This is a genomic window from Pseudomonas sp. NFPP25 (assembly GCF_900116505.1).
GTDB classification, from domain to species: Bacteria; Pseudomonadota; Gammaproteobacteria; order Pseudomonadales; family Pseudomonadaceae; genus Aquipseudomonas; species Aquipseudomonas protegens.
In genome coordinates, this window is sequence record NZ_FPBG01000004.1 from 356,851 (window position 1) to 379,632 (window position 22,782).

Here is a 22,782-nt window from a genome sequence, read left to right on the forward strand (position 1 = left end):
ACCTTCAATCGGCGCTGGGCCGGTAATGCAGGGCTTCGGCCAGGTGCTCGCGGCTGATTCGCGCGGCCTGTTCCAGGTCCGCCAGGGTACGCGCCACCTTGAGCAAACGGTGAGCGGCCCGCAACGACAGGCCCAGGCGTTCGCAGGCCGCTTCCAGCCAGCGCTCGTCGGTGGTGGATAATTTGCAGTGGCGACGCAGGCCGGGCAGGTCGAGAAAGGCGTTGGCGCAGCCCTGGCGCTCGCGTTGCAGCTCGCGAGCCCCGGCAACCCTGGTGGCGGCTGCGGCGCTGTCATTGCCCGGTTGCGGCTCGGGGTTGAGGGCGGTGGCTTCGCGGGCCACGGTCAGGTGCAGGTCGATGCGATCCAGCAGCGGCCCGGATAACTTGTTGCGATAGCGCTGGATCTGCTCGGGTGTGCAACGGCAGCGTCCGCTGGGCTCGCCAAGATATCCACAGGGGCAGGGGTTCATCGCTGCCACCAATTGGAAGCGTGCCGGGAACTGCACCCGGTCCCGGGCTCGGGCAATGACGATCTGCCCGGACTCCATGGGCTCGCGCAGCACTTCCAGGACCTTGCGGTCGAACTCCGGCAGTTCATCGAGAAACAGCACGCCGTGATGGGCCAGGGTGATTTCCCCGGGCTGGGGTTTCGAGCCGCCTCCGACCAGTGCCGCACCCGAAGCCGAATGGTGGGGCTGGCGAAACGGCCGCTGTGGCCAGTAGCGCAGGGGCTTGTGGCTGGCCACCGACTGGATCGCCGCGACTTCCAGGGCTTCATCTTCCTGCAACGGTGGCAGCAGGCCGGGCAAGCGGCTGGCCAACAGGGTCTTGCCGGTGCCTGGCGGGCCGCTGAACAACAGGTTGTGGGCGCCCGCCGCGGCGATCAGCAGGGCGCGCTTGGCGGCGAGCTGGCCTTGCACTTCGCTGAGATCGGGGTAGGGGAAGTGGCTCTGCACCAGGCCGTCGCTGACATAGGGCGCAATCGGCGCGTGGCCGTTGAAATGGGCAACGGCCTCCAGCAGATGATCCACCGCGATCACCTTTAGGCCGCTGGCCAGGCAGGCTTCTTCGGCATTGGCCCGGGGCACCAGCAGGGTATGCCCGGCGTCGCGTGCCGCCAGTGCGGCGGGCAGTACGCCGCGTACCGGGCGCACCGCGCCGGAGAGTGCCAGCTCCCCCAGGCATTCGATGTTGTCCAGGGCCAGGGCCGGTACCTGCACGCTGGCGGCAAGGATGCCCAGGGCGATGGCCAGATCGAAGCGTCCGCCGTCCTTGGGCAGGTCCGCCGGCGCCAGGTTGAGGGTGATGCGCCGGGCCGGAAAGTTGAACCCGGCATTGAGGATTGCACTGCGCACCCGGTCCTTGCTTTCCTTGACCGCGGCTTCCGGCAGGCCCACCAGGGTCAGGCTCGGCAAGCCGTTGGCCAGGTGCACTTCAACACTGACAGCCGGAGCCTGGACGCCGACCTGGGCACGGCTGTGGATGATTGCCAGGGACATGGGGAGAGCTTCCTTGCGACAGCGGGAACCGCGTCCTGCGGTGCTGCAAGGATAGATGAGGGGGCAGGCCAGAGGAGCGCCCGAATGGGCACAGGATATGTCGTCGGTGCACGAGCCTTCGCCGGCAAGCCAGTTCCTACAGGACAGGTCTGTAGGAGCCGGCCTGCCGGCGAACCCGGATTCAGATCATTGCGCTGCCGGGTTCAGCCGGGCTTCCAGCTCCGCCACCTTGGCTTCGAGGCTTTCCAGGCGCGCGCGAGTGCGGGCCAGGACCACCATCTGGCTGTCGAATTCTTCCCGGCTGACCAGGTCCAGCTTGCTGAAGCCGCTTTGTAGCAGGGCCTTGAGCTGGCTTTCGATTTCATTGCGGGGCAGGGGTGTTTCACCGCTGAGCAACCGCGAGGCGTGGCCGCTCAGGGCGTCGAGAAGGTCTTTGGGCGCGAGCATGGGAGAGTCCTGAATTGCAGTCGGCCCGCAGTGTATCACGCAGCAACGACGCTCCAGGTGGCCCCGGGTTGCACGTTTTTCGCGCATCTGGCCGGGCGCCAGCGCACCGTTTTTGTGCGTATCCCGGGTGCCGTTTTCCCGCATTCCCTGCCGGCTCGGGGCAAGGGACTGAAATCACTGATTTTTCCCGAGCTGGCAAGCTTTCTGCTTAGACCCTGGTGACCCATGCACTGATGCAGTCGCTGTGACGAATGCAGTGCGGCAGGCGGAGCGGGGAGTGTTTCGTCAGACAGCGGTTAGCTGGCGTCGGTCGGGCTGAGGAAGGCCGACGGTGCGTTACAAAGCCAGGCACTGCGCTTAGACTTGAGTCGGGTTTGTTTTCCTGGGGCAAGTCCACCAATTCGGGAGAGAGTTTCATGAAGCTAGTCACTGCCATCATCAAGCCGTTCAAGTTGGACGACGTGCGCGAGTCGCTGTCCGAGATCGGCGTGCAGGGCATTACCGTCACTGAAGTCAAAGGCTTCGGCCGGCAGAAGGGTCACACCGAGCTGTATCGCGGTGCGGAGTACGTGGTGGATTTCCTGCCCAAGGTGAAGATCGATGTCGCCATTGACGACAAGGATCTTGACCGGGTTATCGAGGCGATAACCAAGGCCGCCAACACCGGCAAGATCGGTGACGGCAAGATCTTCGTGGTCAATCTGGAACAGGCTATTCGCATCCGTACCGGCGAAACCGATACCGACGCAATCTAAGCCGCCAAACCCAACGCCCCAGGAGAAAACAATATGACTCTGCGTAAATTCGCAGGGCTAGGAGCCCTTTTGTCCCTCGTAATGCCAGGCCTGGCCATGGCGGCAGACGAAGCGGCGGCTCCAGTCCTCAACTCCGGCGATACCGCCTGGATGCTGACCTCCACAGCCCTGGTGCTGTTCATGACCATTCCTGGCCTGGCGCTGTTCTACGGCGGCATGGTGCGGTCGAAAAACATTCTTTCGGTAATGATGCAGTGCTTCGCCATTACCGGCCTGATCACTGTCCTGTGGTTCATCTACGGCTACAGCATGGCGTTCGACACCACCGGGATGGAAGCCGGCGTGGTCAACCTCAATTCCTTCGTGGGCGGTTTCTCCAAGGCCTTCCTGGCGGGCATCACCCCGGCCAGCCTGACCGGCCCGGCTGCGCTGTTCCCTGAAGCGGTGTTCGTCACCTTCCAGATGACCTTCGCCATCATCACTCCAGCGCTGATCGTCGGTGCCTTCGCCGAGCGGATGAAATTCTCCGCCATGCTGATCTTCATGGGCGTGTGGTTCACCCTGGTGTATGCGCCGATCGCCCATATGGTCTGGAGCGGTCCGGGCTCGCTGCTGGGCGACTGGGGCGTGCTGGACTTCGCCGGCGGCACCGTAGTGCACATCAACGCCGGTATCGCGGGCCTGGTGGCCTGCCTGGTGCTGGGCAAGCGCAAGGGTTTCCCGACCACGCCGATGGCGCCACACAACCTGGGTTACACCCTGATGGGCGCAGCCATGCTGTGGATCGGCTGGTTCGGCTTCAACGCCGGTTCCGCCGCTGCCGCCAACGGCACCGCCGGCATGGCCATGCTGGTCACGCAGATCGCGACGGCCGCCGCCGCCCTGGGCTGGATGTTTGCCGAGTGGATCACCCACGGCAAGCCTAGCGCGCTGGGCATCGCTTCGGGTGTGGTCGCAGGCCTGGTGGCAATCACTCCGGCTGCCGGTACCGTTGGCCCGATGGGCGCCCTGATCATCGGTCTGGCGGCCGGTGTGGTGTGCTTCTTCTGCGCCACCAGCCTCAAGCGCAAGCTGGGATATGACGATTCCCTGGACGCCTTTGGCGTGCACGGCATCGGCGGTATTCTCGGTGCGATCCTCACCGGTGTGTTCGCTGCTCCGTCCCTGGGTGGCTTCGGCACCGTGACCGATGTTGCCGCTCAGGTCTGGATCCAGGCCAAGGGCGTGGGTTTCACGGTGATTTACACCGCGATCGTCACCTTCATCATCCTCAAGGTTCTGGACGCGGTCATGGGGCTGCGGGTGAGCGAGGAAGAAGAGGCGGTCGGCCTCGATCTGGCACAACACAACGAGCGTGGTTACAACCTGTAATCGCGCAAGAAAAAAAAGCCCGGCTCCGGCCGGGCATTTTTTTGCCTGATGTTTGTCATTGAGAAAGGCTGAAAGGATTTTCTGACAAGCATTGGCGTGTTTGCCGTGACGATTTCCGGCAGGGCAAATGCTTACACTAAAGCAGGATTATTCGGCGCTTTGTTTTTTCCCTGAGCGCGCTAGAATGCGCGCCGAAGCGTGGAGATCGGTATGTGGCAACAGACCCTGATTACCCTGCGGGCCAGGCCCCGGGGCTTTCATCTGGTGACGGACGAGTTGCTCGCCGGCCTGCCTGAGTTGAAGGCATGTCGGGTTGGTCTGCTGCATCTGTGGCTGCAACATACTTCGGCCTCGTTGACCATCAACGAGAACGCCGATCCGGCGGTACGGCGTGACTTCGAGCGTTACTTCAACACCCTGGTGCCTCAAGGCATGGCCGGGTACGAACATAACGACGAAGGCGCGGATGACCTGCCGGCGCACTTCAAGGCCAGTTTGCTAGGCTGTCAGCTGACTTTGCCGGTAGCGGCGGGGCGTCTGGCGTTGGGCATCTGGCAAGGCGTTTATCTGGGCGAGCATCGCGATCATGGCGGTGCTCGCAAAGTCCTTGCCACCTTGCACGGTGATAAGGCATAAGCCGCTGAGTATCAGTGGACGTTGATTTTTTTCCAGCGGCCTTCGACAGTCGGCACAGCTGGGCTATAACTAATCTGCTTTTCGCAAGTCATGAGGTAGAACATGAGCGACGATGATCTGGAAAACGACGACCTCGAAGTAGGTGACGAAGACGAAACCGAAGAAGGTCTTGAAGCGGCTGCCGACGATGTGGCGGAAGACGATGGCAGTGATGTTCCTGCTCCAACCGCCAAAGGCAAGGCCAAGGCTGCCGTCTCGGTAGACGAGCTGCCGAGTGTAGAAGCCAAGAACAAGGAGCGTGATGCACTGGCGCGTGCCATGGAAGAGTTCCTGGCCCGTGGCGGCAAAGTGCAGGAAGTCGAGGCCAACGTGGTCGCCGATCCGCCCAAGAAGCCTGATAACAAGTACGGCAGCCGGCCTATCTGAGCCTTGCACCTTGCTTGCTGAAAAAGCCCGCCGTCGCTGCGGGCTTTTTCATGGGCACCCTTCTTGGAAACGGCCCCGAGCGCCGGCGCTTGCTGTAGGAGCGAGCTTGCTCGCGAAAGCGCCGGTTCAGGCGCCGCGATGCCAGCGGGCAAGCAGCCCGGGTAGTTCAATCAGGCTGCGGATCTCGGCGTCTGGCGCGTGTTCGGCTTCCCAGGTCTTGCCGTTGGGATTGAACCAGATCGCACGCAGCCCTGCCTGCTGTGCGCCGGCAATGTCATCCCCCGGGTGGTCGCCGATATGCACGGCGGTGTCGGCAGTCGCTTCGCCACGCTGCAAGGCTTCGTGGAACAGCCGGGCGTCGGGCTTGGCGATGCCGATGTCCTCGGCGCACAGCGCGAACTTGAAATAGTCCGCCAGGCCCAGGCGGCGCACGTCGGCGTTGCCGTTGGTGACCACGCCAAGGGCGAAGTGATTGGCCAGGGCTTCCAGGGTCGGCTGGACTTCTGGAAAGATCTCCAGCTGATGCCGGGCATGCAGGAAAACTTCAAAACTCTGGTCGGCCAACTGGTTGGCCTGGGCATGGTCATACCCGGCTTGTTCCAGGGCATGAAACAGCACCTGGCGGCGCAGGGCGCTGATCCTGTGCTTGAGGTTCGGCTGGGCGAGCAGCACCCGCTCGCGAATGGCCCACAGATGCTCCACCGGCACGCCTCCGAGATTCGGTGCGTGTTCGGTCAGCCACTGGCGCAGGGTGGCTTCGGCACTGACGATGACCGGGGCGGTATCCCACAGGGTGTCGTCGAGGTCGAAGGTGATCAGCTTGATGGTCATTACTCACCGCCTTTGTTGCGTTTGGCCCGTGGGTGGGCGCTGTCGTAGACCGCCGCCAGGTGCTGGAAGTCCAGGTGGGTGTAGATCTGCGTGGTCTTGATGTCCGAATGCCCCAGCAGCTCCTGCACGGCGCGCAGGTCCTGGGAGGATTCCAGCAAATGGCTGGCAAAGGAATGGCGCAGCATGTGCGGGTGCAGGTTCTGCCCCAGTTCGCGCTCGCCGGCGGCCTTGACCCGCAGCTGGATGGCCCGCGGCCCCAGGCGCCGGCCCTTCTGGCTGACGAACAGGGCACCATCAGGCGGGTTGCTCAGGGCGCGCAGGGGGAGCCATTGCTCGAGGGCTGACCGAGCCTTCTTGCCCACCGGCAGGACCCGGGTCTTGCTGCCCTTGCCATGGACCTGCACCAGGCCGTCCGCCAGGTCCAGCTGATCGAGGTTGAGGCTGGTCAGTTCGGAAAGGCGCAGGCCGCAGGAGTAGAAAAGTTCGAGAATCGCCTGGTCGCGGTGGGCCAGGAAGTCGTCTTCAACGGCGCCATCGAGCAACTGCAGGGTGCGGTCGGTGTCCAGGGTCTTGGGCAGGCGTCGTTCGCCCTTGGGCGGCGCCAGGCCGTTGGCCGGGTCGTGAGTGCACAAGCCTTCGCGGTTCAGGTAGTGGTAGAGCCCGCGTACCGCTGACAGCAGGCGCGCCAGGCTGCGGGACGACTGGCCCTGCTGGTGCAGGCGGGCAATCAGGCTGCGCAGGCCCTGGATGTCCAGGTCGGTCCAGCTGCGCACCTGCATTTTCTCGCAGAACCCCAGCACCTTCTCGAGGTCGCGCCGGTAGGCTTGCAGGGTGTGGGGCGACACCTGGCGCTCACTGCGCAGATGCGCGCAGTAGGCGTCCAGCTGTTGTTGCATGGTCAGCGTACCGAGCGCAGCGAGTGGGTGAAGCGCGGCAGAACGCGGCCGGTGACTTCGGCGATGTAGTTGAGGAACAGGGTGCCCACCGAGCTCTTGTAGTGCTGCGGATCACGGCTGGCTATCGCGAGTACGCCATGCATGCCCTGATGTGCCAGGGCCACCACAGCGGCAGAACCGATCTGCTTGCGCTGCTCTTCGCCGAAAAGGAAATCCAGCTCGTGTTCGCGCAGGCTGCCGCTGACGCTCTTGCCTTCGGATAACAGGCCGCCAATGGCGCCCTGGGCTTCGGCGGCGGAGACCCAGCGACCCACCGGCATGGCGCTGTCGCTGAACAGGATCAGGCTGACGAAGGGCACCTGGAAATCCTGGCGCAGGCTGTCTTCGACGCTCATCACCACTTCTTCCAGGCTGGTGGCGTCCATCAGCGCGAGGATCAGGCGGCGGGTCTTGTCGAACAGCCGGTCGTTGTCCCGGGCCACGTCCATCAGCTGCGACAGGCGATGGCGCATCTCGATGTTGCGCTCGCGCAGGATCTTCATCTGCCGCTCCACCAGCGATACGGTGTCGCCGCGCTGATGGGGAATGCGCAAGGCCGGGAGCAGTTCATCGTGGTCGACGAAGAAGTCCGGATGGGCCTCCAGGTAGGCGGCGACGGCTGCCGCCTCCAAGTTTTCGGACAGTGATTGGTCGGGCGTTTCGGCAGGAACCTGCGGCTGATCAGTCATGGATTTCGCTCACTTAAAGACGCACCTGTCCTTCGTATACGCGCACTGCCGGGCCGGTCATCATCACCGGTTGGCCAGGGCCTGCCCATTCAATGGACAGGCGCCCGCCCGGCAGGTCGATCAATAGGGGCGAATCCATCCACCCCTGGCTGATCGCGGCCACAGCAGCAGCGCAGGCGCCGGTGCCGCAGGCCTGGGTTTCCCCGGCGCCGCGTTCCCAGACCCGCAGTTGCGCGCGCTGGCGGTCCAGGACCTGGAGAAAACCGACGTTGACCCGCGCCGGGAAGCGCGGGTGGTGTTCGATCTTCGGACCCAGCTCGTGCACCGGCGCGCTGTTGATGTCATCCACCCGCAACACGGCGTGGGGGTTGCCCATGGACACCGCGGCCAACTGCACCTGGCGGCCATCGACGTCCAGGGTGTAGCTGTCGGCCTGGGCCGGCGCCTGGAACGGAATGTCCGCCGGTACCAGGCGCGGCGCGCCCATGTTGACGCTGATCTGGCCGTCGTTGCGGATATCCAGCTCGATCACGCCGCTCTTGGTCTCGACGCGGATCTGGCGCTTGGTGGTCAGGCGCTTGTCCAGCACGAAGCGGGCAAAGCAGCGTGCACCATTGCCGCACTGTTCCACTTCGGAGCCGTCGGAGTTGAAGATCCGGTAGCGGAAATCCACATCCGGGTTGCTCGGGGCCTCGACGATCAGCAACTGATCGAAGCCGATCCCGGTATTGCGATCACCCCATTGTTTGGCGTGCTTGGGCAGAATATGCGCGTGCTGGCTGACCAGGTCGAGAACCATGAAGTCATTGCCCAGGCCGTGCATCTTGGTAAAACGCAGCAGCATGGTCTTACTCCGGCAGCAGGCTTTCGCCAGCGAATAACTCGGCTACCGTCTCGCGGCGACGTACTTCAACAGCCTGGTCACCATCGACCAGTACTTCTGCGGCACGGCCGCGGGTGTTGTAGTTCGAGCTCATGACGAAACCATAGGCACCAGCGGAATGCACCGCCAGCAGGTCACCCTCGGCCAGGGCCAGGGTGCGTTCCTTGGCGAGGAAGTCGCCAGTTTCACAGATCGGGCCGACGATGTCGTAGGTACGGGGTTCGGTATCTCGCGGGCGCACGGCGCTGACATCCATCCAGGCCTGGTACAGCGCCGGGCGGATCAGGTCGTTCATGGCGCCGTCGACGATGGCGAAATCCTTGTGTTCGGTGTGCTTGAGGTATTCGACCCGGGTCAGCAGGACGCCGGCGTTGGCCACGATGAAGCGGCCCGGTTCGAATACCAGGGCCAGGTCGCGACCGTCCAGGCGCTCGCGCATGGCCTTGACGTAGTCGGCGGCCAGCGGTGGCTCTTCGTCGCGATAGCGCACGCCCAGGCCGCCACCCAGATCGATGTGGCGCAGGTAGATGCCGCATTCACCGAGGCGGTCCACCAGGTCCAGCAGGCGGTCGAGGGCGTCGATGAAGGGTTCCAGGGTGGTCAGTTGCGAGCCGATATGGCAGTCGACACCGACGATTTCCAGGTTCGGCAGCTGCGCGGCGCGGATGTACACGTCCTCGGCGGTGGCAATGTCGATACCGAACTTGTTTTCCTTGAGCCCGGTGGAGATATAGGGGTGGGTACCGGCATCCACGTCCGGATTGACCCGCAGCGAGACCGGTGCACGAACGCCCAGCTCGGTCGCTACCAGCTGCAGGCGCTCCAGCTCTTCGGCGGACTCGACGTTGAAGCAGTGGACGCCGACTTCCAGGGCACGACGCATGTCGTCACGGGTCTTGCCAACACCGGAGAAGACAATCTTGTCGGCTTGCCCGCCCGCAGCCAGGACCCGCTCCAGCTCGCCCCGGGAGACGATATCGAAACCGGCGCCCAGGCGCGCCAGGACATTCAGTACGCCCAGGTTGGAGTTGGCTTTTACCGCGAAGCAGACCAGGTGCGGCATGCCGGCCAGGGCCTGGGCATAGGCCTGGTACTGGGCTTCGATGTGCGCACGGGAATAGACGTAGGTGGGCGTACCGAAACGTTCGGCAATGGCGGACAGGGCTACGCCTTCCGCGAACAGCTCCCCGTCGCGGTAGTTAAAAGCGTCCATGGTTTGCCCTTAGTAGGTGTCGTGCTTGTGCGACTGCGATTGCGACTTCGCCTGCTCTTCAGGGGATTTGCTGTCATCAGGCAGGTACAGCGGGCCTTTCTGGCCGCAGGCGGTAACGAGGCAAGCAACCGCGACGAGCGCAGCAAGGGAAGAGATCAGGCGCTTCATGGCGAAATCCTTGAGAATGCGTAAATTGCGCCCGAGTATACCGGCCACCCGGCAGCTTGCCTATGCAGCGTAACTCCCGTCCAGCGGGCCTTTGCCAAGGCCCGGCCGGTGGCTTTGGTCGGGCGGTCGTGCAATGGGCGTCGCATTTATTTCCTCGTTCGGTATCCTTTGCATTCGCCGGGGAGCGCCCGTATCTTGCGGCGCTTGAGCGTGAGTAGACACTTTTCGAGGTTCCCGCAATGAGTTTGACCGAAGCCCGTTTTCACGACCTGGTGGATGCCACCCAGCAGACGCTGGAGGATATTTTCGATGAGAGCGACCTGGACATCGACCTGGAAAGCTCGGCCGGGGTGCTCACCGTCAAGTTCGACAACGGCAGCCAGGTGATCTTCAGTCGCCAGGAGCCTTTGCGCCAACTCTGGCTGGCCGCGCGTTCGGGTGGTTTCCACTTCGACTACGACGAGGAAAGCGAGCGCTGGATGTGCGACAAGAGCGAAGAGCAGTTGGGGGAAATGCTGGAACGCATTGTCCTGGAGCAGGCCGACATCAAGCTTGAGTTCGAAGGGCTCTGATACCGTGACCCAGCCCGCCCCGGCCCGACCGCCCAAACCGCTCTACAGCAACGTCAGCCCGGCGGTGAGTTCACCGTGCATCAGCCTTTGTCGCCTCGATGAGGAGAAGGTCTGTCGCGGCTGTTTTCGCCATGTGGAGGACATCCGTGAATGGCGTTCGGCCGATGATCAGCGCCGGCGAGTGATCTGCGCCCAGGCGCTGCAGCGCAAACAGAGTGCGGCGGCAGGCGAGATTTAGCTTCGTACTCGTACGGTTTGTTTATTCAGTGTGCTGTGATAGTGTCCAGCCTCGCCTCGCTACATCGAGGCCGGTGAGAACCCCGTCTTATTTGGCGGGGTTTTGCTTTTTTGTGCAGAAAAAATAGGAGTCAGCCAGGATCATGAGTACTGCACCATCCATCATCCTTACCCGCCTTGACGTGCAACGTCTGGAGCGCCTGATCGACAGTCTGGACGACTCGCTGCCAGGTGTCATTGCACTGCAAACCGAGTTGGATCGTGCCGAAACGCTGGTGGGTCACGATGAAGTACCGGCCGGTGTCGTAACCATGAATTCGCGTGTGCACTGCCGTGAAGAAAGCAGCGGCAAGGACTACCACCTGACCCTGGTGTATCCACAGGACGCCAACGCCGACGAAGGCAAGATTTCCATCCTGGCACCGGTGGGCAGCGCTCTGCTGGGCCTGCAGGTAGGCCAGTACATCGACTGGCCGGCTCCGGGTGGCAAGACCTTGAAGCTGACCCTGCTGGAAGTTGAATACCAGCCGGAAGCCGCAGGCGACTACCACCTCTGATCCTTGGCTAGACCTGCTCGAGCGCGTCGTTCAGTGCGCGCTCCAGGCTGGCCTTGTAGCGCAGATACAGGATGCTCGGGCTTTGCACGTCACCGAGCAGCCCTGAAAGATCCAGGTCAGTGATGTAGCAGCGATAGCGCTCTGTTTCATGGCGCTGCCCGACGATTTCCTGGGCCACCGCGGCGAACAGTTGATCGCCATATTCCAGATCGGAAAACTCCCGTTGATTGCAGTACAGCGAGACCTGCACCTGGCCCGGTGCGGCCTTGCCGATGATCGCCTGTACGTCATAGAAGGCTTTGTCCACCGGCGTCGGTGGGGCTGGCCGCGGCTCTACCCGACGTGCGCGGCCCGTGCCTGAGGGCAGAATCTGCAAGTAGAGTGTGTCCAAAGGTTTCTCGGGCTGGTTGCTGTCCATCGGCAGCAGCGCCTCGCGGCGGTAGAGAATCGACTGCAGGAAGCGCTGCAGGGGCACCAGCAGGCTGTGTTCGTCGTGATAGGGCAGGGTCTGCTGCCACAGCGCGTTGTACTCATCGAGCACGTAAATCTCCGCGTACTCGTCGATGATCCGATAGAACACCTGGATGCAGTCCGGTTGGCCCATGGGCAGGATCAGCGCCAGGTCGTGGTCTTCCAGGGCCATCGGGTCAAGGTGCAGTGGGCTGTAGCGGCTCTGCTCCTGCCCCAGGTACTCCAGCAATGCGGCAGGGGTTGCCATGGCCCGGTGCCGAACCTGCCCGGGCACCAGTTCAAGCACGTGGTAGTGCTGCTGCACCTGGATCAGGTAGCGGTAGTTGAGCTGGCTGAGCAACAGGTTGTGCGCGGTTTCGAACAGTTCTTCCACCCGGCGGGCAATGAATTGCGCGCGGTTGTGACAGAAGCAGCGTACCCGCAGCCGCGGCTGCGTGCCGCCCGGCAGATTGTTCAGGTAGTCCCGCAGGCAGTCGAGCAGCGCATGCTCGGCGTCGTAGCGGCCGACCATTACCTCGTTCCAGCTATTGAGGGTGACCTGATCCAGGGTCAACACCAGATTCTCGCGTACCCCGGCATAGCTCAGGGAGTCGGTGCGCTCGGTGGTCATCAGAATGTTCAGGTCGCGGTGGTGCTTGAGGGGGTCGACCCCGACGTTCACCAGGATCAGCACTTCGCCGGGCACGGCGGCGTGCAGCAACTGTTCCTCGCTGACCGTCGTCAAAGGCAGTGGCACGGTCTGCTGCAGGCTGCCCAGCAGGTTGAACAGTTCGAATTCGCTCAGGTCGCTGCTGCCCGGGTGCAGGGCCAGGCGGGTACTGCTGTCGATCACGCCGTTGCGATGGCACCAGGTAAGCAGCTCCAGCAGCTCGCGACTGCGCTTGATCGGGGCGAAATGCTCCCACTCCAGGGCGGTCAGGCTGCCGTTGTACAGCCCCCAATGGTTCTGTCCGGGTTCCTTCTTGTTCGGTGACTGCACCAGGGTCAGGGTGTCTTCAGCCAGGTCCGGGGCGATGCCGGGGTTGATGAACTCGATCTTCCCGGCCTTGCGCTCGAAGGCCGCGTACAGGCGCCGGCCCAGGACATTCAGGTCACGCTTGTTGATCAGGCTGGCGGCCTGCTCGGTGCGGGCGAACTGGGTCAGGAAGCGATAGCTGTAGTTGAGCTCGTTGACCAGGGCCCGGCGCTCGCTGCTGACCTGGCGCACCTTCCACTGGCTGCGGCTGTCCAGCAAGGCCAGTTGGCGTTGGTCCCAGCCCCATTCACTGGCCAGGCGCTCCAGTAGAGCGCGCTGCCAGTTCGGGCTGCGGGTGGCGTTGCCGACGGTAAGCTTGCGGTTGACCTTGAGGTACAGGCTGCGTCGTACCAGCTCCAGGCGCTCCGGCTCGCCGCGAGCCTTGAGGTATTCCTCGATGCGCCGGTAGACCACGATGTAGGGGTCCAGCTCATCCAGGTCCAGGCGGTTGGCAAACACCGCCTGCTTGAAGCGCAGGCTCAGGCACTGGACCTTGGGATGCTCGCTGGCATAGACCTCGATCAGCAGCAGCTTGAGTACGGACTTGTAGGGCGACTCGATGCCCTTGAACAGTTGCCACAGCCCGGCGCCGATGAACTCGCCGGGCGGAATGCGTGCCATGTGGCCCAGGTCGAGGTTTTCCTCGGCGGGGACAAAGCGCTTGGACAGCAGGGTGTCGATGTACTGTTCGTAACGGCGTTCTTCGTACACCGGTACCAGCCACCACAACGGCGTGCGCCCGGCCAGCCAGATCGCGGTGCGGTAGAACTCGTCCAGCAGCAGGTAGTGCTGGGTGGTGCCGCAGTCGTCCGAACTCAGCTGAGTGTCCCGCTCCCCGCGGACAAAGCGGTTGGGGTCGATCAGGAAAAAATGAGCTTCAGCACCCTGGCCGGCCGCCCAGGTCTCCAGCAATTGGCACTTCTTCTGCAACTCGGCCAGCTCGTTTTCGCCCAGATCCGGCGCATGGCACACCCACACGTCCATGTCGCTCTGGTCTGCCTGGGCCAGGGTCCCCAGGCTGCCCATGAGAAACAGGCCATGAATCGGCCGTGGCGGGTTGCCGTGGCGCGGCTTGTAGGAAAACGATCGGGTCAGGCGCTGGGCTTCGGCCAGGGCCTGGGGGTCGGGTTCGTAGCAGGAAAGCCCCGCCGGGGTGGCTCCGGATACATAACCGGGCAACAACGGGTGATTGACGTGAAAGAACAGCGGCAACAGGTTGAGGACCAACTGCTGGCGTGTCGACAGTCCTTCCATTGCCCGGGCCATGCGCCCTTCATTGAGCTTCAGGAAACGCGCACGCAGTTGGCTGAGAACCTTGCGATCGATTCCTTCATCCAGATCGGGACGGATTTCATGGGTATGGGGCATTTCAAGCGGAGCTCGAACGTGGCGGTATTGAAGACGGCGAGCAGTTTACCGTCAGACAGGGCTCAGCCTTAAACTGATTTTATTTTTTGACGCCAGATTTCTAGCGTATTCAGAAGGAGGCGCCTACGGAATCCGACAGACGGGAACCCCGCAGGCCGATGCAGGTTGTTCAGGCGACTTCTTTGACGTTCAGGATGGTCAGCAGGCCCTGGGCATGTTCAGCGGCGTCCCGCCCGAGGCTGGTCAGATAGCCTCCATCGGGTTGGGTGATCAGTTCCTTGTCAAACAGGCGTTGGGCGGCGGCGATGGCAGAAGGGGCGGCGGTCTGATGGATTTTCAGGCCTTCCTGGGAGTTGTCCAGGTTGAAGAGTGCAAGGATTTCCAGTTCGGCAACCAACTCAGGGGTATACGACATAAGGACTCCAGACTTTCTAGGAATTAGAGGTCAGCGTTCTTAAGGTGAACGCAGAAAGGCGGCGTGTCCAGCGTTCGCTGAGGAGTTTTATCCCCGGGTGCAGCGGTATTTGGCCGCAGGGTGGTGGCAGTGTAGTCGGGGCGCGAGGCACGGGCGGGAAAGAGTGCCGGAGCCTGCGCTCCGGCAGCGCGGTGTCACTGCTTTTCGGGAGGCAGTTCCGGCAGGGCGCGAAGGGCGGCTTCGTACCATTGGGTGTCGAAGGCGCGGTCCTGTTCGAGGATGGCGTCGATCTCGATCGCCAGTACATGGGCCATCAGATTGAGGATTTCCTCGCGCTCGTAGCCCACCAGGGTGAGCTTGTTGAACGTGGCCTTGGCCGCTGGTGGGTTGTCGCTTTCGATCTGGTTCTCGATCGCTTCGATCAGGGTATTTTCGGCGAACTCTTCTTCGTCGGTGTCGATATCGGTTGGCTCGCTCATGGCAGGCTCCTCAAGGAAAGGTCGCCAGTTTACTCGTATTCAGCGGCTCGATGCTGCTGGCCAGAGTGGGATTAACCTTCTATAAAAAACCCTGCCAACCCCTGCACGGCCTGGAGGCTACGGGATGTTCAAGCTCTATGGGTTCGCCATCAGCAACTACTACAACATGGTCAAGCTGGCCTTGCTGGAGAAGGGGCTGCCTTTCGAAGAGGTGCTGTTCTACGCCGGCCAGAGCCCCGAGGCGCTGGCTATCAGCCCTCGGGGCAAGGTTCCGGTGCTGGAGGTGGAGCAGGGCTTCATCAGCGAAACCAGTGCGATTCTCGATTACCTGGAGCAGGTGCGGCCGGCGCCGGCGCTGCTGCCGAAGGACGCGTTCGAACGTGCCCAGGTGCTGGCACTGGCCAAGGAGATCGAACTGTACATAGAGCTGCCGGCCCGGGCCTGTTTCCCCGAAGCGTTCTTCGGCGCGACCCTGCCCGAGGCGATCAAGGAGAAGGCCGGGATCGAATTGCTACAAGGCTTTGCCGCATTGCGCCGGCATGCCCGGTTCGCCCCCTATGTAGCGGGCGCCAGCCTGAGTGTGGCGGACCTGTATTTTCAGTACAGCGTGAACCTTGCCCTGATAGTCGGGGACAAGTTGTTCGGAATCGATTTTTTGGCCGAGATGCCCGAGGCCCGGGCCTTGCTCGAGCGCCTGGAGCAGACCCCCGCCGCTCGGCGCATCGCCGCTGACAAGGCGGCACTGATGGCCGCCAGAAGGTCAGGGCGCTAGGAGCCTGCTCGCACCGGCAGAGGATGCCGGCGCGGGCAGGCTCGCAAGGGCTTAGCGGCTGGCCAGCAGGGCCTGGCCGCGGACCACTGCCGCCCGGACCTGGGCCGGTGCGGTGCCGCCGATGTGGTTACGGGCATTCACCGAGCCTTCCAGGGTCAGCACGGCGAACACGTCCTGTTCGATCTGGTCGCTGAACTTGCGCAGCTCTTCCAGGCTCATTTCCGCCAGGTCCTTGCCGGTTTCCACGCCGTACTTCACCGCATGGCCGACGATTTCGTGACAGTCGCGGAACGGCAGGCCACGGCGCACCAGGTAGTCCGCCAGATCGGTGGCGGTGGAAAAACCGCGCAGGGCCGCCTCGCGCATGATGGCGTGCTTGGGCTTGATGGCCGGGATCATGTCGGCGAAGGCCCGCAGCGAATCGCGCAGGGTATCGGCGGCGTCGAACAGTGGTTCCTTGTCTTCCTGGTTGTCCTTGTTGTAGGCCAGGGGCTGGCCTTTCATCAGGGTCAATAGGCCCATCAGCGCGCCGAATACCCGGCCGCTCTTGCCCCGTACCAGTTCCGGCACGTCGGGGTTTTTCTTTTGCGGCATGATCGAGCTGCCGGTGCAGAAGCGGTCCGGCAGGTCGATAAACTGGAATTGCGCGCTGGTCCACAGCACCAGCTCTTCGGAAAACCGCGACAGGTGCATCATCGCCACGCTGGCGGCGGCGCAGAATTCAATGGCGAAGTCCCGGTCCGAAACGCTGTCCAGGGAGTTGCCGCCCACGGCTTCGAAGCCCAGCAACTGGCAGGTCAGCTCGCGGTCGATCGGGTAGGTGGTGCCGGCCAGCGCGGCGCTGCCCAGGGGCATGCGGTTGGTGCGCTTGCGGCAGTCCACCAGGCGCTCGTAGTCACGGCTGAGCATCTCGAACCAGGCCAGCATGTGGTGGCCGAAGGTCACCGGTTGGGCGGTCTGCAAGTGGGTGAAGCCCGGCATGATGCTCTCGGCTTCACGCTCGGCCAGCTCCAGCAGGCCTTTTTGCAGGCGGGTGATTTCACCGAGGATCAGGTCGATCTCGTCCCGCAGCCACAGGCGGATGTCGGTGGCCACCTGGTCGTTGCGGCTGCGGCCGGTGTGCAGTTTCTTGCCGGTGATGCCGATGCGGTCGGTCAGGCGCGCTTCGATGTTCATGTGCACGTCTTCGAGGTCCACGCGCCAGTCGAAACTGCCGGCCTCGATCTCGCCCTGGATGGTCTTCAGGCCGTCGATGATGCTGTCACGCTCGGCGTCGGTGAGCACGCCGACCTTGGCCAGCATCGTGGCGTGGGCGATCGAGCCCATGATGTCATGGCGATACAGGCGCTGGTCGAAAGTGACAGAGGCGGTGAAGCGGGCGACGAAGGCGTCGACGGGTTCACTGAAGCGGCCGCCCCAGGACTGATTGGTCTTGTCAGTGCTCATGAATTCGCTCGTGATCTGCTGAAGGAAGATGGCGTGAAAAACAGGCGCCGATAATAACAGGGTTGCCCGGGCTGTCGCTGGCGCTGGTCGGCAGCTTTTTTCTGCGCCGGACACCTGGGCGGCTTGTCGCCGGCCTCGGGGGCGCAGAGACTGAGGTCGGCGCAGTCGAAGGTGCTTCCTGCGAGGTGAGCGCCTTGAGTGCGGAAGGTGATATCGGTCAAACGATATTTATCGATTGAGCAATATCGTCTTGGCAACCGTCTACAGTTGGACAGGAGGACCGGCACAATTGCGTAACACCCCTCGCGTGTTCGCAGTGGCCCCCTCCAGCAAGTTCACACCGCGCAGGGCCAGGCAATCCGTCCACCAAACGAGACGGGTGCGGGCAGGGTGGGCGGCGACCACAATCACGAGGGGGGCTTTGTGTTGAATACCAGCATTCCCTGCGACGTCGTCGCGCATCAGCCGACCTTGAGCGGTATCGGGCAGGCACGGGCAAATATTGGTGCCCGACTTGCGGCACTTTTTGGCCTTCGCACTAGTCTTAGCGTGGATCGCGGTGACGGACGTCACTCCACCTGTCTACGCTATCCTTGTGCGAGACTCACGCAGGAATCCAGCGCAATATGAATGTCCTGATCGTTGATGACGAACCCCTAGCCCGCGAGCGCCTGAGCCGGATGGTCAGTGAGCTCGAGGGATACAGTGTCCTGGAGCCTAGCGCCACCAATGGCGAAGAGGCGTTGAGCCTGATCGACAGCCTGAAGCCGGATATCGTCTTGCTCGACGTCCGCATGCCAGGGCTGGACGGTCTGCAGGTCGCCGGCAAGCTGTGCGAGCGCGAGACGCCTCCGGCGCTGGTGTTCTGCGCTGCGCCGGACGAATTCGCCCTGGAGGCCTTCGATGCCAGCGGCGTCGTCCACCTGGTCAAGCCAGTGCGCTCCGAGCTGTTGCTGGAGGCCTTGAAAAAGGCCGAGAAGCCCAACCGTGTACAACTGGCGGCACTGACCCGGCCCGCGGCCGAAAGCGGTAACGGCCCGCGCAGCCATATCAGCGCCCGTACGCGCAAAGGCATCGAGCTCATCCCCCTGGCCCAGGTGGTGTATTTCATCGCCGACCATAAATACGTGACCCTGCGCCACGAGGGCGGCGAGGTGCTTCTGGATGAGCCCCTGAAGGCTCTGGAAGATGAATTCGGCGACCGCTTTGTGCGTATCCACCGCAATGCGCTGGTGGCCCGCGAGCGTATCGAGCGTCTGCAGCGCACACCGTTGGGGCACTTCCAGTTGTATCTCAAGGGCCTCAATGGCGATGCGCTGATTGTCAGCCGGCGGCATGTGGCGGGCGTGCGCAAGATGATGCAACAGCTCTAGGCCAGGGTTTGACCCCTGCAATGGGTGAAGCCTGGCGTCGGGAGGAGGCTAGGTTTCTGATACAAGTCAAAGCTGATTTGGTTGAGCTGTTATTATCTGCCGTATCTATTCAGTACGGATTGATCCATGTCCTCTCGCGAAATCCGCATCGCTACCCGCAAAAGTGCTCTGGCCTTGTGGCAGGCCGAATACGTCAAAGCCCGTCTGCAAGAGGCCCATCCGGGTCTTGTCGTGACCCTGGTGCCCATGGTCAGCCGCGGCGACAAACTATTGGACTCGCCCTTGTCGAAAATCGGTGGCAAGGGTCTGTTCGTCAAGGAACTGGAAACCGCGCTGCTGGAAAACCAGGCCGATATCGCCGTGCACTCGATGAAAGATGTGCCCATGGACTTCCCGGAAGGCCTGGGTCTGTTCTGCATCTGCGAGCGCGAAGATCCGCGTGATGCCTTTGTTTCCAACACCTACGCCAGCCTCGACGAGTTGCCTGAAGGAAGCGTGGTGGGCACCTCCAGCCTGCGCCGTCAGGCTCAGTTACTGACCCGTCGCCCCGACCTGCAGATCCGTTTTCTGCGGGGCAACGTCAATACCCGTCTGGCCAAGCTGGACGCTGGCGAATACGACGCCATCATCCTCGCGGCCGCTGGCTTGATCCGCCTCGGATTCGAGGATCGCATCAGCTCCTCCATCAGTGTCGACGACAGCCTGCCCGCCGGTGGCCAGGGCGCCGTCGGCATCGAGTGCCGCAGTGCCGACATTGAAATCCACGCCTTGCTGGCCCCCCTGCATCACGCCGACACGGCCAGCCGGGTAACCGCCGAGCGCGCACTGAACAAGCACCTCAACGGTGGTTGCCAGGTGCCGATTGCCTGCTATGCGGTGCTGGAAGGCGAGCAGATCTGGCTGCGTGGCCTGGTGGGCGAGCCTAGCGGCGGCCTGCTGCTCAGCGCCGAAGCTCGTGGCCCTCGCGCATCGGCCGCCGAGCTGGGTGTGCAAGTGGCGGATGCCCTGCTGGCCCAGGGTGCCGATGACATTCTGCGCGCGGTCTACGGCGAGGCGGGCGAGGAGTGACTGGCTGGCGCCTGCTGCTGACCCGGCCGGCCGAGGACTGCGCCGCGCTGGCGGCGATCCTGGCGCAGTCCGAGATCTTGAGCAGCAGCCTGCCATTGCTGGAAATCCAGGCGTTGCCGGTCAGTGACTCGCAGCGGGCTACCCTGCTGGCATTCGACCAGTACTGTGCGGTGATTGTGGTCAGCAAGCCGGCGGCGCATCTTGGCCTGGAGCTGTTGCGCCAGTATTGGCCGCAACCACCAGACCAGGCCTGGTTCACCGTAGGCGCCGCTACCGCGCAGATCCTTGCGGATGCCGGCTTGCCAGTGGCCTATCCCCAGCAGGGCGATGACAGTGAAGCCTTGCTTGAACTTCCCCAATTGCGCGAGGCTATCCGCCGGCCTGATCCACGGGTGTTGATCGTGCGCGGGGAGGGTGGGCGCGAGCTGCTCTCTGAGCGCTTGCGCGCCCTAGGTGCTAGTGTCGATTATCTGGAACTCTACCGCCGCTGCCTGCCGCACTACGCCGAAGGCGCGTTGCTCCAGCGGATTGAAGTGGAACGCTTGAACGGGCTGGTGGTCAGCAGTGGACAAGGTTTCAGCCACTTGCGGCAGCTGGCGGGGCCCGCCTGGCCGCAACTGGCGAAGATGCCGTTGTTTGTTCCAAGCCCCCGGGTCGCCGACATGGCGCACGCCGCAGGGGCGGAAAAAGTTGTGGATTGTCGCGGCGCCAGTGCCGCGGCTTTGCTAACGGCGTTACGGGAGCAACCCGTGCCCGTTCTCTAAACGCAAAGGATGGATACGTGAGCGAAACAGCCTTGCCTAAAGATGAAGCCCAGCCGGTGCCCGAGACACCTGCTGAACCCACGAAACCAACCGTTGAGCGTCGTGGCAACGGGTTGGCAATTCTGGCCCTGCTGCTGGGGGCGGCGGGCGTCGCCGTTGGTGGCTGGGGGATCTGGCAGGTGCGCCACCTGCAAGCCAATAACCAGCAGCAGTTCAGTCAGTTGCAGGCCCTGGGGGATCAGGCCCAGAGTCTCAAGCTCAGCGAACAGCGCTTGAGCGAACGCCTGGAACAACTGCCCGCGGCCGATGAGCTGGAAGACCGGCGGCGTCTGGTGGCCCAGTTGCAGGGTGACCAGCAGCGCCTGAACCAGCGCCTGGAAACCGTACTGGGCGCCAGCCGCAAGGACTGGCGCCTGGCGGAAGCCGAGCACCTGTTGCGCCTGGCCAGCCTGCGTCTTTCGGCGCTGCAGGACATCAGCAGCGCTAGGGCCCTGGTCCAGGGCGCCGACGATATCCTGCGGGAACAAAACGATCCGGGAGCCTTCGCAGCCCGCGAGCAGTTGGCCAAGAGCCTGGCGGCCCTGCGCAGCACCGAGCAGCCGGACCGCACCGGGCTGTTCCTGCAACTGGGGGCTTTGCGTGACCAGGTGCTGGAACTGAGCGCCGTGGCTCCGGAGTACAAGGACCGCGGTGAATCGCTGCTCGGCCTGACAGCCGATGGTGACGGCGCCAGCCGCTGGGCCCAGTGGTGGGATCAGATCTCGCGCTATTTCCGCATTGACTTCAACGCCGACAAGAACATCCGCCCCTTGCTGGCCGGTCAGGGCCTGACCCAAGTGCGCCTGGCCCTGAGCCTGGCGCTGGAGCAGGCGCAGTGGGCTGCCCTGAACGGCCAGGCCGCGGTCTATACCCAGGCGTTGACCGAAGCCCGCGACGTGCTCACCGGCAACTTCAATCAGGACAACCCGCAAAGCAAGATCATGCTCGAGCGCCTGGCCGAGCTGAGCAAGCAGCCGGTGACGGTCGTCACCCCGGACCTGGCCAAGACCTTGAGTACGGTCCAGGCCTACCTGGAGCGGCGTAACCTGAATGTCGAGGAGTCGGTCAAGCCTCTGGCCAAACCTGCGGCGAACAACGCCCAGGAGACGAGCCCATGAAGCGTACCTATGTGATCGTCCTGCTGGTCATTGCGGCCATCGGCCTGCTGGGTCTGGCCATTGCCGAGCATCCCGGGTACGTACTGATCGCCTACAGCAACTTCCGTTACGAATCGAGCCTGTGGGCAACCCTGGCCCTGGTGGCGCTGGTCTGGCTGGTGGTATGGGGCATCAAGCTGCTGATCGAGCTGGTGATGGTGTCCGGTGGTGTGGTCAATCCCTGGTCACGGCGCAATCGCAGCCGCCGGGTGCAGATCGCCATCGAGCAGGGTCAGATGGACCTCGCCGAAGGGCGCTGGGCCAGCGCGCAGAAGCACCTGCAGCGTGCCGCCGAGGCCGAGCGCCAGCCGCTGCTCTACTACCTCGGCGCTGCCCGGGCGGCCAACGAGCAGGGCCACTATGAAGAATGCGACCGATTGCTGGAGCGGGCGCTGACCCGCCAGCCCCAGGCAGAGCTGGCCGTGGCCCTGAGCCACGCCCAACTGCAGACGGATCGCGGCGATACCGAGGGAGCCCTGAGCACCCTGCAGGCCATGCATGAGCGCCATCCCCATAGTGTCCAGGTGCTGCGCCAGTTGCAGCGCCTGCATCAGCAGCGTGGCGACTGGTCGGCCCTGATCCGTCTGTTGCCCGAGTTGCGCAAGGACAAGGCGCTGCCGGCCAGCGAACTGCAGGAACTGGAGCGTCGGGCCTGGGGTGAAAACCTGTCCCTGGCCGCGCGTCGTGAAGAGGATGAGGTGGCCGGCCTGCAATCTCTCAATCGTGCCTGGCAACAGTTGACCTCGGCACAGCGCCAGGAACCGCAGTTGGTGCTGGCCTATGCCGAACAACTGCGTCAACTGGGCGCGGGGGCCGAGGCGGAAGAGGCCCTGCGCACGGCAATCAAGCGCAAGTACGAAAGCCACCTGGCACGGCTCTATGGCCTGGTGCGTGGCAGCGATCCGTCGCGCCAGTTGCAGACCGCCGAGCACTGGCTGAAAGAGCATGCGGACGATCCGAGCCTGCTGCTGACCCTGGGCCGCCTGTGCCTGCAGAACAGCTTGTGGGGCAAGGCCCGGGACTATCTGGAAAGCAGCCTGCGCTTGCAACGCAATCCCGAAGCCTGTGCGGAACTGGCGCGCCTGCTGGCACAGCTGGGGGATACCGAGCGCAGTAACCAACTGTTCCAGGAAGGTCTGGGCATGCTTGATGAGCGCCTACTGGCCTCACCGCTGCCGGTCCCGGTGCGGGCCTGAG

The 22,782-nt window shown here is 63.3% G+C and carries 25 protein-coding genes; 13 read left to right on the forward strand and 12 right to left on the reverse strand.

What is annotated here, in order from left to right; all coding sequences use genetic code 11:
* Positions 1-4: 4 nt before the first annotated feature.
* Together BM382_RS17885 and BM382_RS17890 are read right to left on the reverse strand one after the other, a co-directional pair.
* Positions 5-1,498, reverse strand: coding sequence for a YifB family Mg chelatase-like AAA ATPase (locus BM382_RS17885; RefSeq protein WP_011064193.1), 1,494 nt, complete (start codon positions 1,496-1,498; stop codon positions 5-7).
* Positions 1,499-1,684: 186 nt separating this feature from the next.
* Positions 1,685-1,945, reverse strand: coding sequence for an accessory factor UbiK family protein (locus BM382_RS17890; RefSeq protein ID WP_011064192.1), 261 nt, complete (start codon positions 1,943-1,945; stop codon positions 1,685-1,687).
* A gap of 416 nt (positions 1,946-2,361) precedes the next feature.
* Here BM382_RS17890 and glnK point away from each other — a divergent pair, with 416 nt between their 5' ends.
* The 4 genes from glnK to sutA all read left to right on the forward strand — a co-directional run bounded on the left by glnK (position 2,362) and on the right by sutA (position 5,133).
* On the forward strand, positions 2,362-2,700 hold the full coding sequence (glnK, locus tag BM382_RS17895; RefSeq protein ID WP_002555808.1) for a P-II family nitrogen regulator: 339 nt from the start codon (positions 2,362-2,364) through the stop codon (positions 2,698-2,700).
* A gap of 33 nt (positions 2,701-2,733) precedes the next feature.
* Positions 2,734-4,071 carry an ammonium transporter gene (locus tag BM382_RS17900; protein WP_011064191.1) on the forward strand — a complete coding sequence of 446 codons (1,338 nt, stop codon included), beginning with the start codon at positions 2,734-2,736 and terminating at the stop codon, positions 4,069-4,071.
* Positions 4,072-4,281: 210 nt separating this feature from the next.
* The gene (locus BM382_RS17905; RefSeq protein WP_011064190.1) at positions 4,282-4,707 is read left to right on the forward strand and encodes a secondary thiamine-phosphate synthase enzyme YjbQ; all 426 of its coding nucleotides are present in this window, start codon (positions 4,282-4,284) and stop codon (positions 4,705-4,707) included.
* A 102-nt stretch (positions 4,708-4,809) separates the two neighbouring features.
* Entirely contained in the window at positions 4,810-5,133 is a 324-nt protein-coding gene (gene sutA, locus BM382_RS17910) for a transcriptional regulator SutA (RefSeq protein WP_007926654.1), read from the forward strand.
* A gap of 126 nt (positions 5,134-5,259) precedes the next feature.
* Here the strand turns inward: sutA and BM382_RS17915 are convergent, their stop codons facing one another.
* Genes BM382_RS17915 through BM382_RS17940 form a run of 6 tightly spaced genes read right to left on the reverse strand, consistent with a single transcriptional unit; the run spans position 5,260 to position 9,852 of the window.
* Positions 5,260-5,964, reverse strand: coding sequence for an HAD family hydrolase (locus tag BM382_RS17915; RefSeq protein WP_072443485.1), 705 nt, complete (start codon positions 5,962-5,964; stop codon positions 5,260-5,262).
* Complete coding sequence (gene xerC / locus BM382_RS17920; RefSeq protein ID WP_011064188.1) at positions 5,964-6,860, reverse strand: tyrosine recombinase XerC; 897 nt, start codon at positions 6,858-6,860, stop codon at positions 5,964-5,966. Before xerC ends, BM382_RS17915 begins: the two co-directional genes overlap by 1 nt.
* A 2-nt stretch (positions 6,861-6,862) precedes the next feature.
* Complete coding sequence (locus tag BM382_RS17925; protein ID WP_072443487.1) at positions 6,863-7,588, reverse strand: DUF484 family protein; 726 nt, start codon at positions 7,586-7,588, stop codon at positions 6,863-6,865.
* A 13-nt stretch (positions 7,589-7,601) separates the two neighbouring features.
* Entirely contained in the window at positions 7,602-8,432 is an 831-nt protein-coding gene (gene dapF / locus BM382_RS17930) for a diaminopimelate epimerase (RefSeq protein ID WP_011064186.1), read from the reverse strand.
* A gap of 4 nt (positions 8,433-8,436) precedes the next feature.
* The gene (lysA, locus tag BM382_RS17935; protein ID WP_072443489.1) at positions 8,437-9,684 is read right to left on the reverse strand and encodes a diaminopimelate decarboxylase; all 1,248 of its coding nucleotides are present in this window, start codon (positions 9,682-9,684) and stop codon (positions 8,437-8,439) included.
* Between the two features lie 9 nt (positions 9,685-9,693).
* A complete protein-coding gene (locus BM382_RS17940) occupies positions 9,694-9,852 on the reverse strand; it encodes an LPS translocon maturation chaperone LptM (RefSeq protein WP_011064184.1) in 159 nt (52 codons plus the stop codon).
* 239 nt (positions 9,853-10,091) lie between these two features.
* On the opposite strand from BM382_RS17940, the gene cyaY reads away from it, so the two are divergent.
* The 3 genes from cyaY (at position 10,092) to rnk (ending at position 11,218) form a co-directional block, all read left to right on the forward strand.
* Positions 10,092-10,424, forward strand: coding sequence for an iron donor protein CyaY (cyaY, locus tag BM382_RS17945; protein ID WP_011064183.1), 333 nt, complete (start codon positions 10,092-10,094; stop codon positions 10,422-10,424).
* Between the two features lie 4 nt (positions 10,425-10,428).
* A complete protein-coding gene (locus BM382_RS17950) occupies positions 10,429-10,662 on the forward strand; it encodes a DUF1289 domain-containing protein (protein ID WP_015637452.1) in 234 nt (77 codons plus the stop codon).
* A gap of 142 nt (positions 10,663-10,804) precedes the next feature.
* A complete protein-coding gene (rnk, locus tag BM382_RS17955) occupies positions 10,805-11,218 on the forward strand; it encodes a nucleoside diphosphate kinase regulator (protein ID WP_011064182.1) in 414 nt (137 codons plus the stop codon).
* Positions 11,219-11,225: 7 nt separating this feature from the next.
* On the opposite strand, the gene BM382_RS17960 is transcribed toward rnk, so the two are convergent.
* From BM382_RS17960 to BM382_RS17970, 3 genes are all read right to left on the reverse strand, one after another.
* A complete protein-coding gene (locus tag BM382_RS17960) occupies positions 11,226-14,072 on the reverse strand; it encodes a class I adenylate cyclase (RefSeq protein ID WP_072443491.1) in 2,847 nt (948 codons plus the stop codon).
* Positions 14,073-14,241: 169 nt separating this feature from the next.
* On the reverse strand, positions 14,242-14,487 hold the full coding sequence (locus tag BM382_RS17965; protein WP_011064180.1) for a TIGR02647 family protein: 246 nt from the start codon (positions 14,485-14,487) through the stop codon (positions 14,242-14,244).
* Positions 14,488-14,681: 194 nt separating this feature from the next.
* Positions 14,682-14,966, reverse strand: a complete 285-nt coding sequence (locus tag BM382_RS17970; RefSeq protein ID WP_011064179.1) for a hypothetical protein — start codon at positions 14,964-14,966, stop codon at positions 14,682-14,684.
* Between the two features lie 124 nt (positions 14,967-15,090).
* Between BM382_RS17970 and BM382_RS17975 the strand changes: the two genes are divergently transcribed.
* Complete coding sequence (locus BM382_RS17975) at positions 15,091-15,738, forward strand: glutathione S-transferase (RefSeq protein WP_019095420.1); 648 nt, start codon at positions 15,091-15,093, stop codon at positions 15,736-15,738.
* A gap of 51 nt (positions 15,739-15,789) precedes the next feature.
* On the opposite strand, the gene argH is transcribed toward BM382_RS17975, so the two are convergent.
* Positions 15,790-17,184, reverse strand: a complete 1,395-nt coding sequence (argH, locus tag BM382_RS17980; RefSeq protein ID WP_072443493.1) for an argininosuccinate lyase — start codon at positions 17,182-17,184, stop codon at positions 15,790-15,792.
* A 626-nt stretch (positions 17,185-17,810) separates the two neighbouring features.
* Here argH and BM382_RS17985 point away from each other — a divergent pair.
* From BM382_RS17985 to BM382_RS18005, 5 genes are all read left to right on the forward strand, one after another.
* Positions 17,811-18,557, forward strand: a complete 747-nt coding sequence (locus BM382_RS17985; protein WP_011064176.1) for a LytR/AlgR family response regulator transcription factor — start codon at positions 17,811-17,813, stop codon at positions 18,555-18,557.
* Positions 18,558-18,683: 126 nt separating this feature from the next.
* Entirely contained in the window at positions 18,684-19,625 is a 942-nt protein-coding gene (gene hemC, locus BM382_RS17990) for a hydroxymethylbilane synthase (protein WP_011064175.1), read from the forward strand.
* Complete coding sequence (locus tag BM382_RS17995) at positions 19,622-20,389, forward strand: uroporphyrinogen-III synthase (RefSeq protein WP_011064174.1); 768 nt, start codon at positions 19,622-19,624, stop codon at positions 20,387-20,389. Before hemC ends, BM382_RS17995 begins: the two co-directional genes overlap by 4 nt.
* Before the next feature lie 17 nt (positions 20,390-20,406).
* On the forward strand, positions 20,407-21,546 hold the full coding sequence (locus tag BM382_RS18000; RefSeq protein WP_011064173.1) for a uroporphyrinogen-III C-methyltransferase: 1,140 nt from the start codon (positions 20,407-20,409) through the stop codon (positions 21,544-21,546).
* Positions 21,543-22,781 (forward strand): heme biosynthesis protein HemY, encoded by a 1,239-nt coding sequence (locus tag BM382_RS18005; protein ID WP_011064172.1) that lies wholly within the window; start codon positions 21,543-21,545, stop codon positions 22,779-22,781. Before BM382_RS18000 ends, BM382_RS18005 begins: the two co-directional genes overlap by 4 nt.
* The last annotated feature ends 1 nt before the right edge of the window (position 22,782 follow it).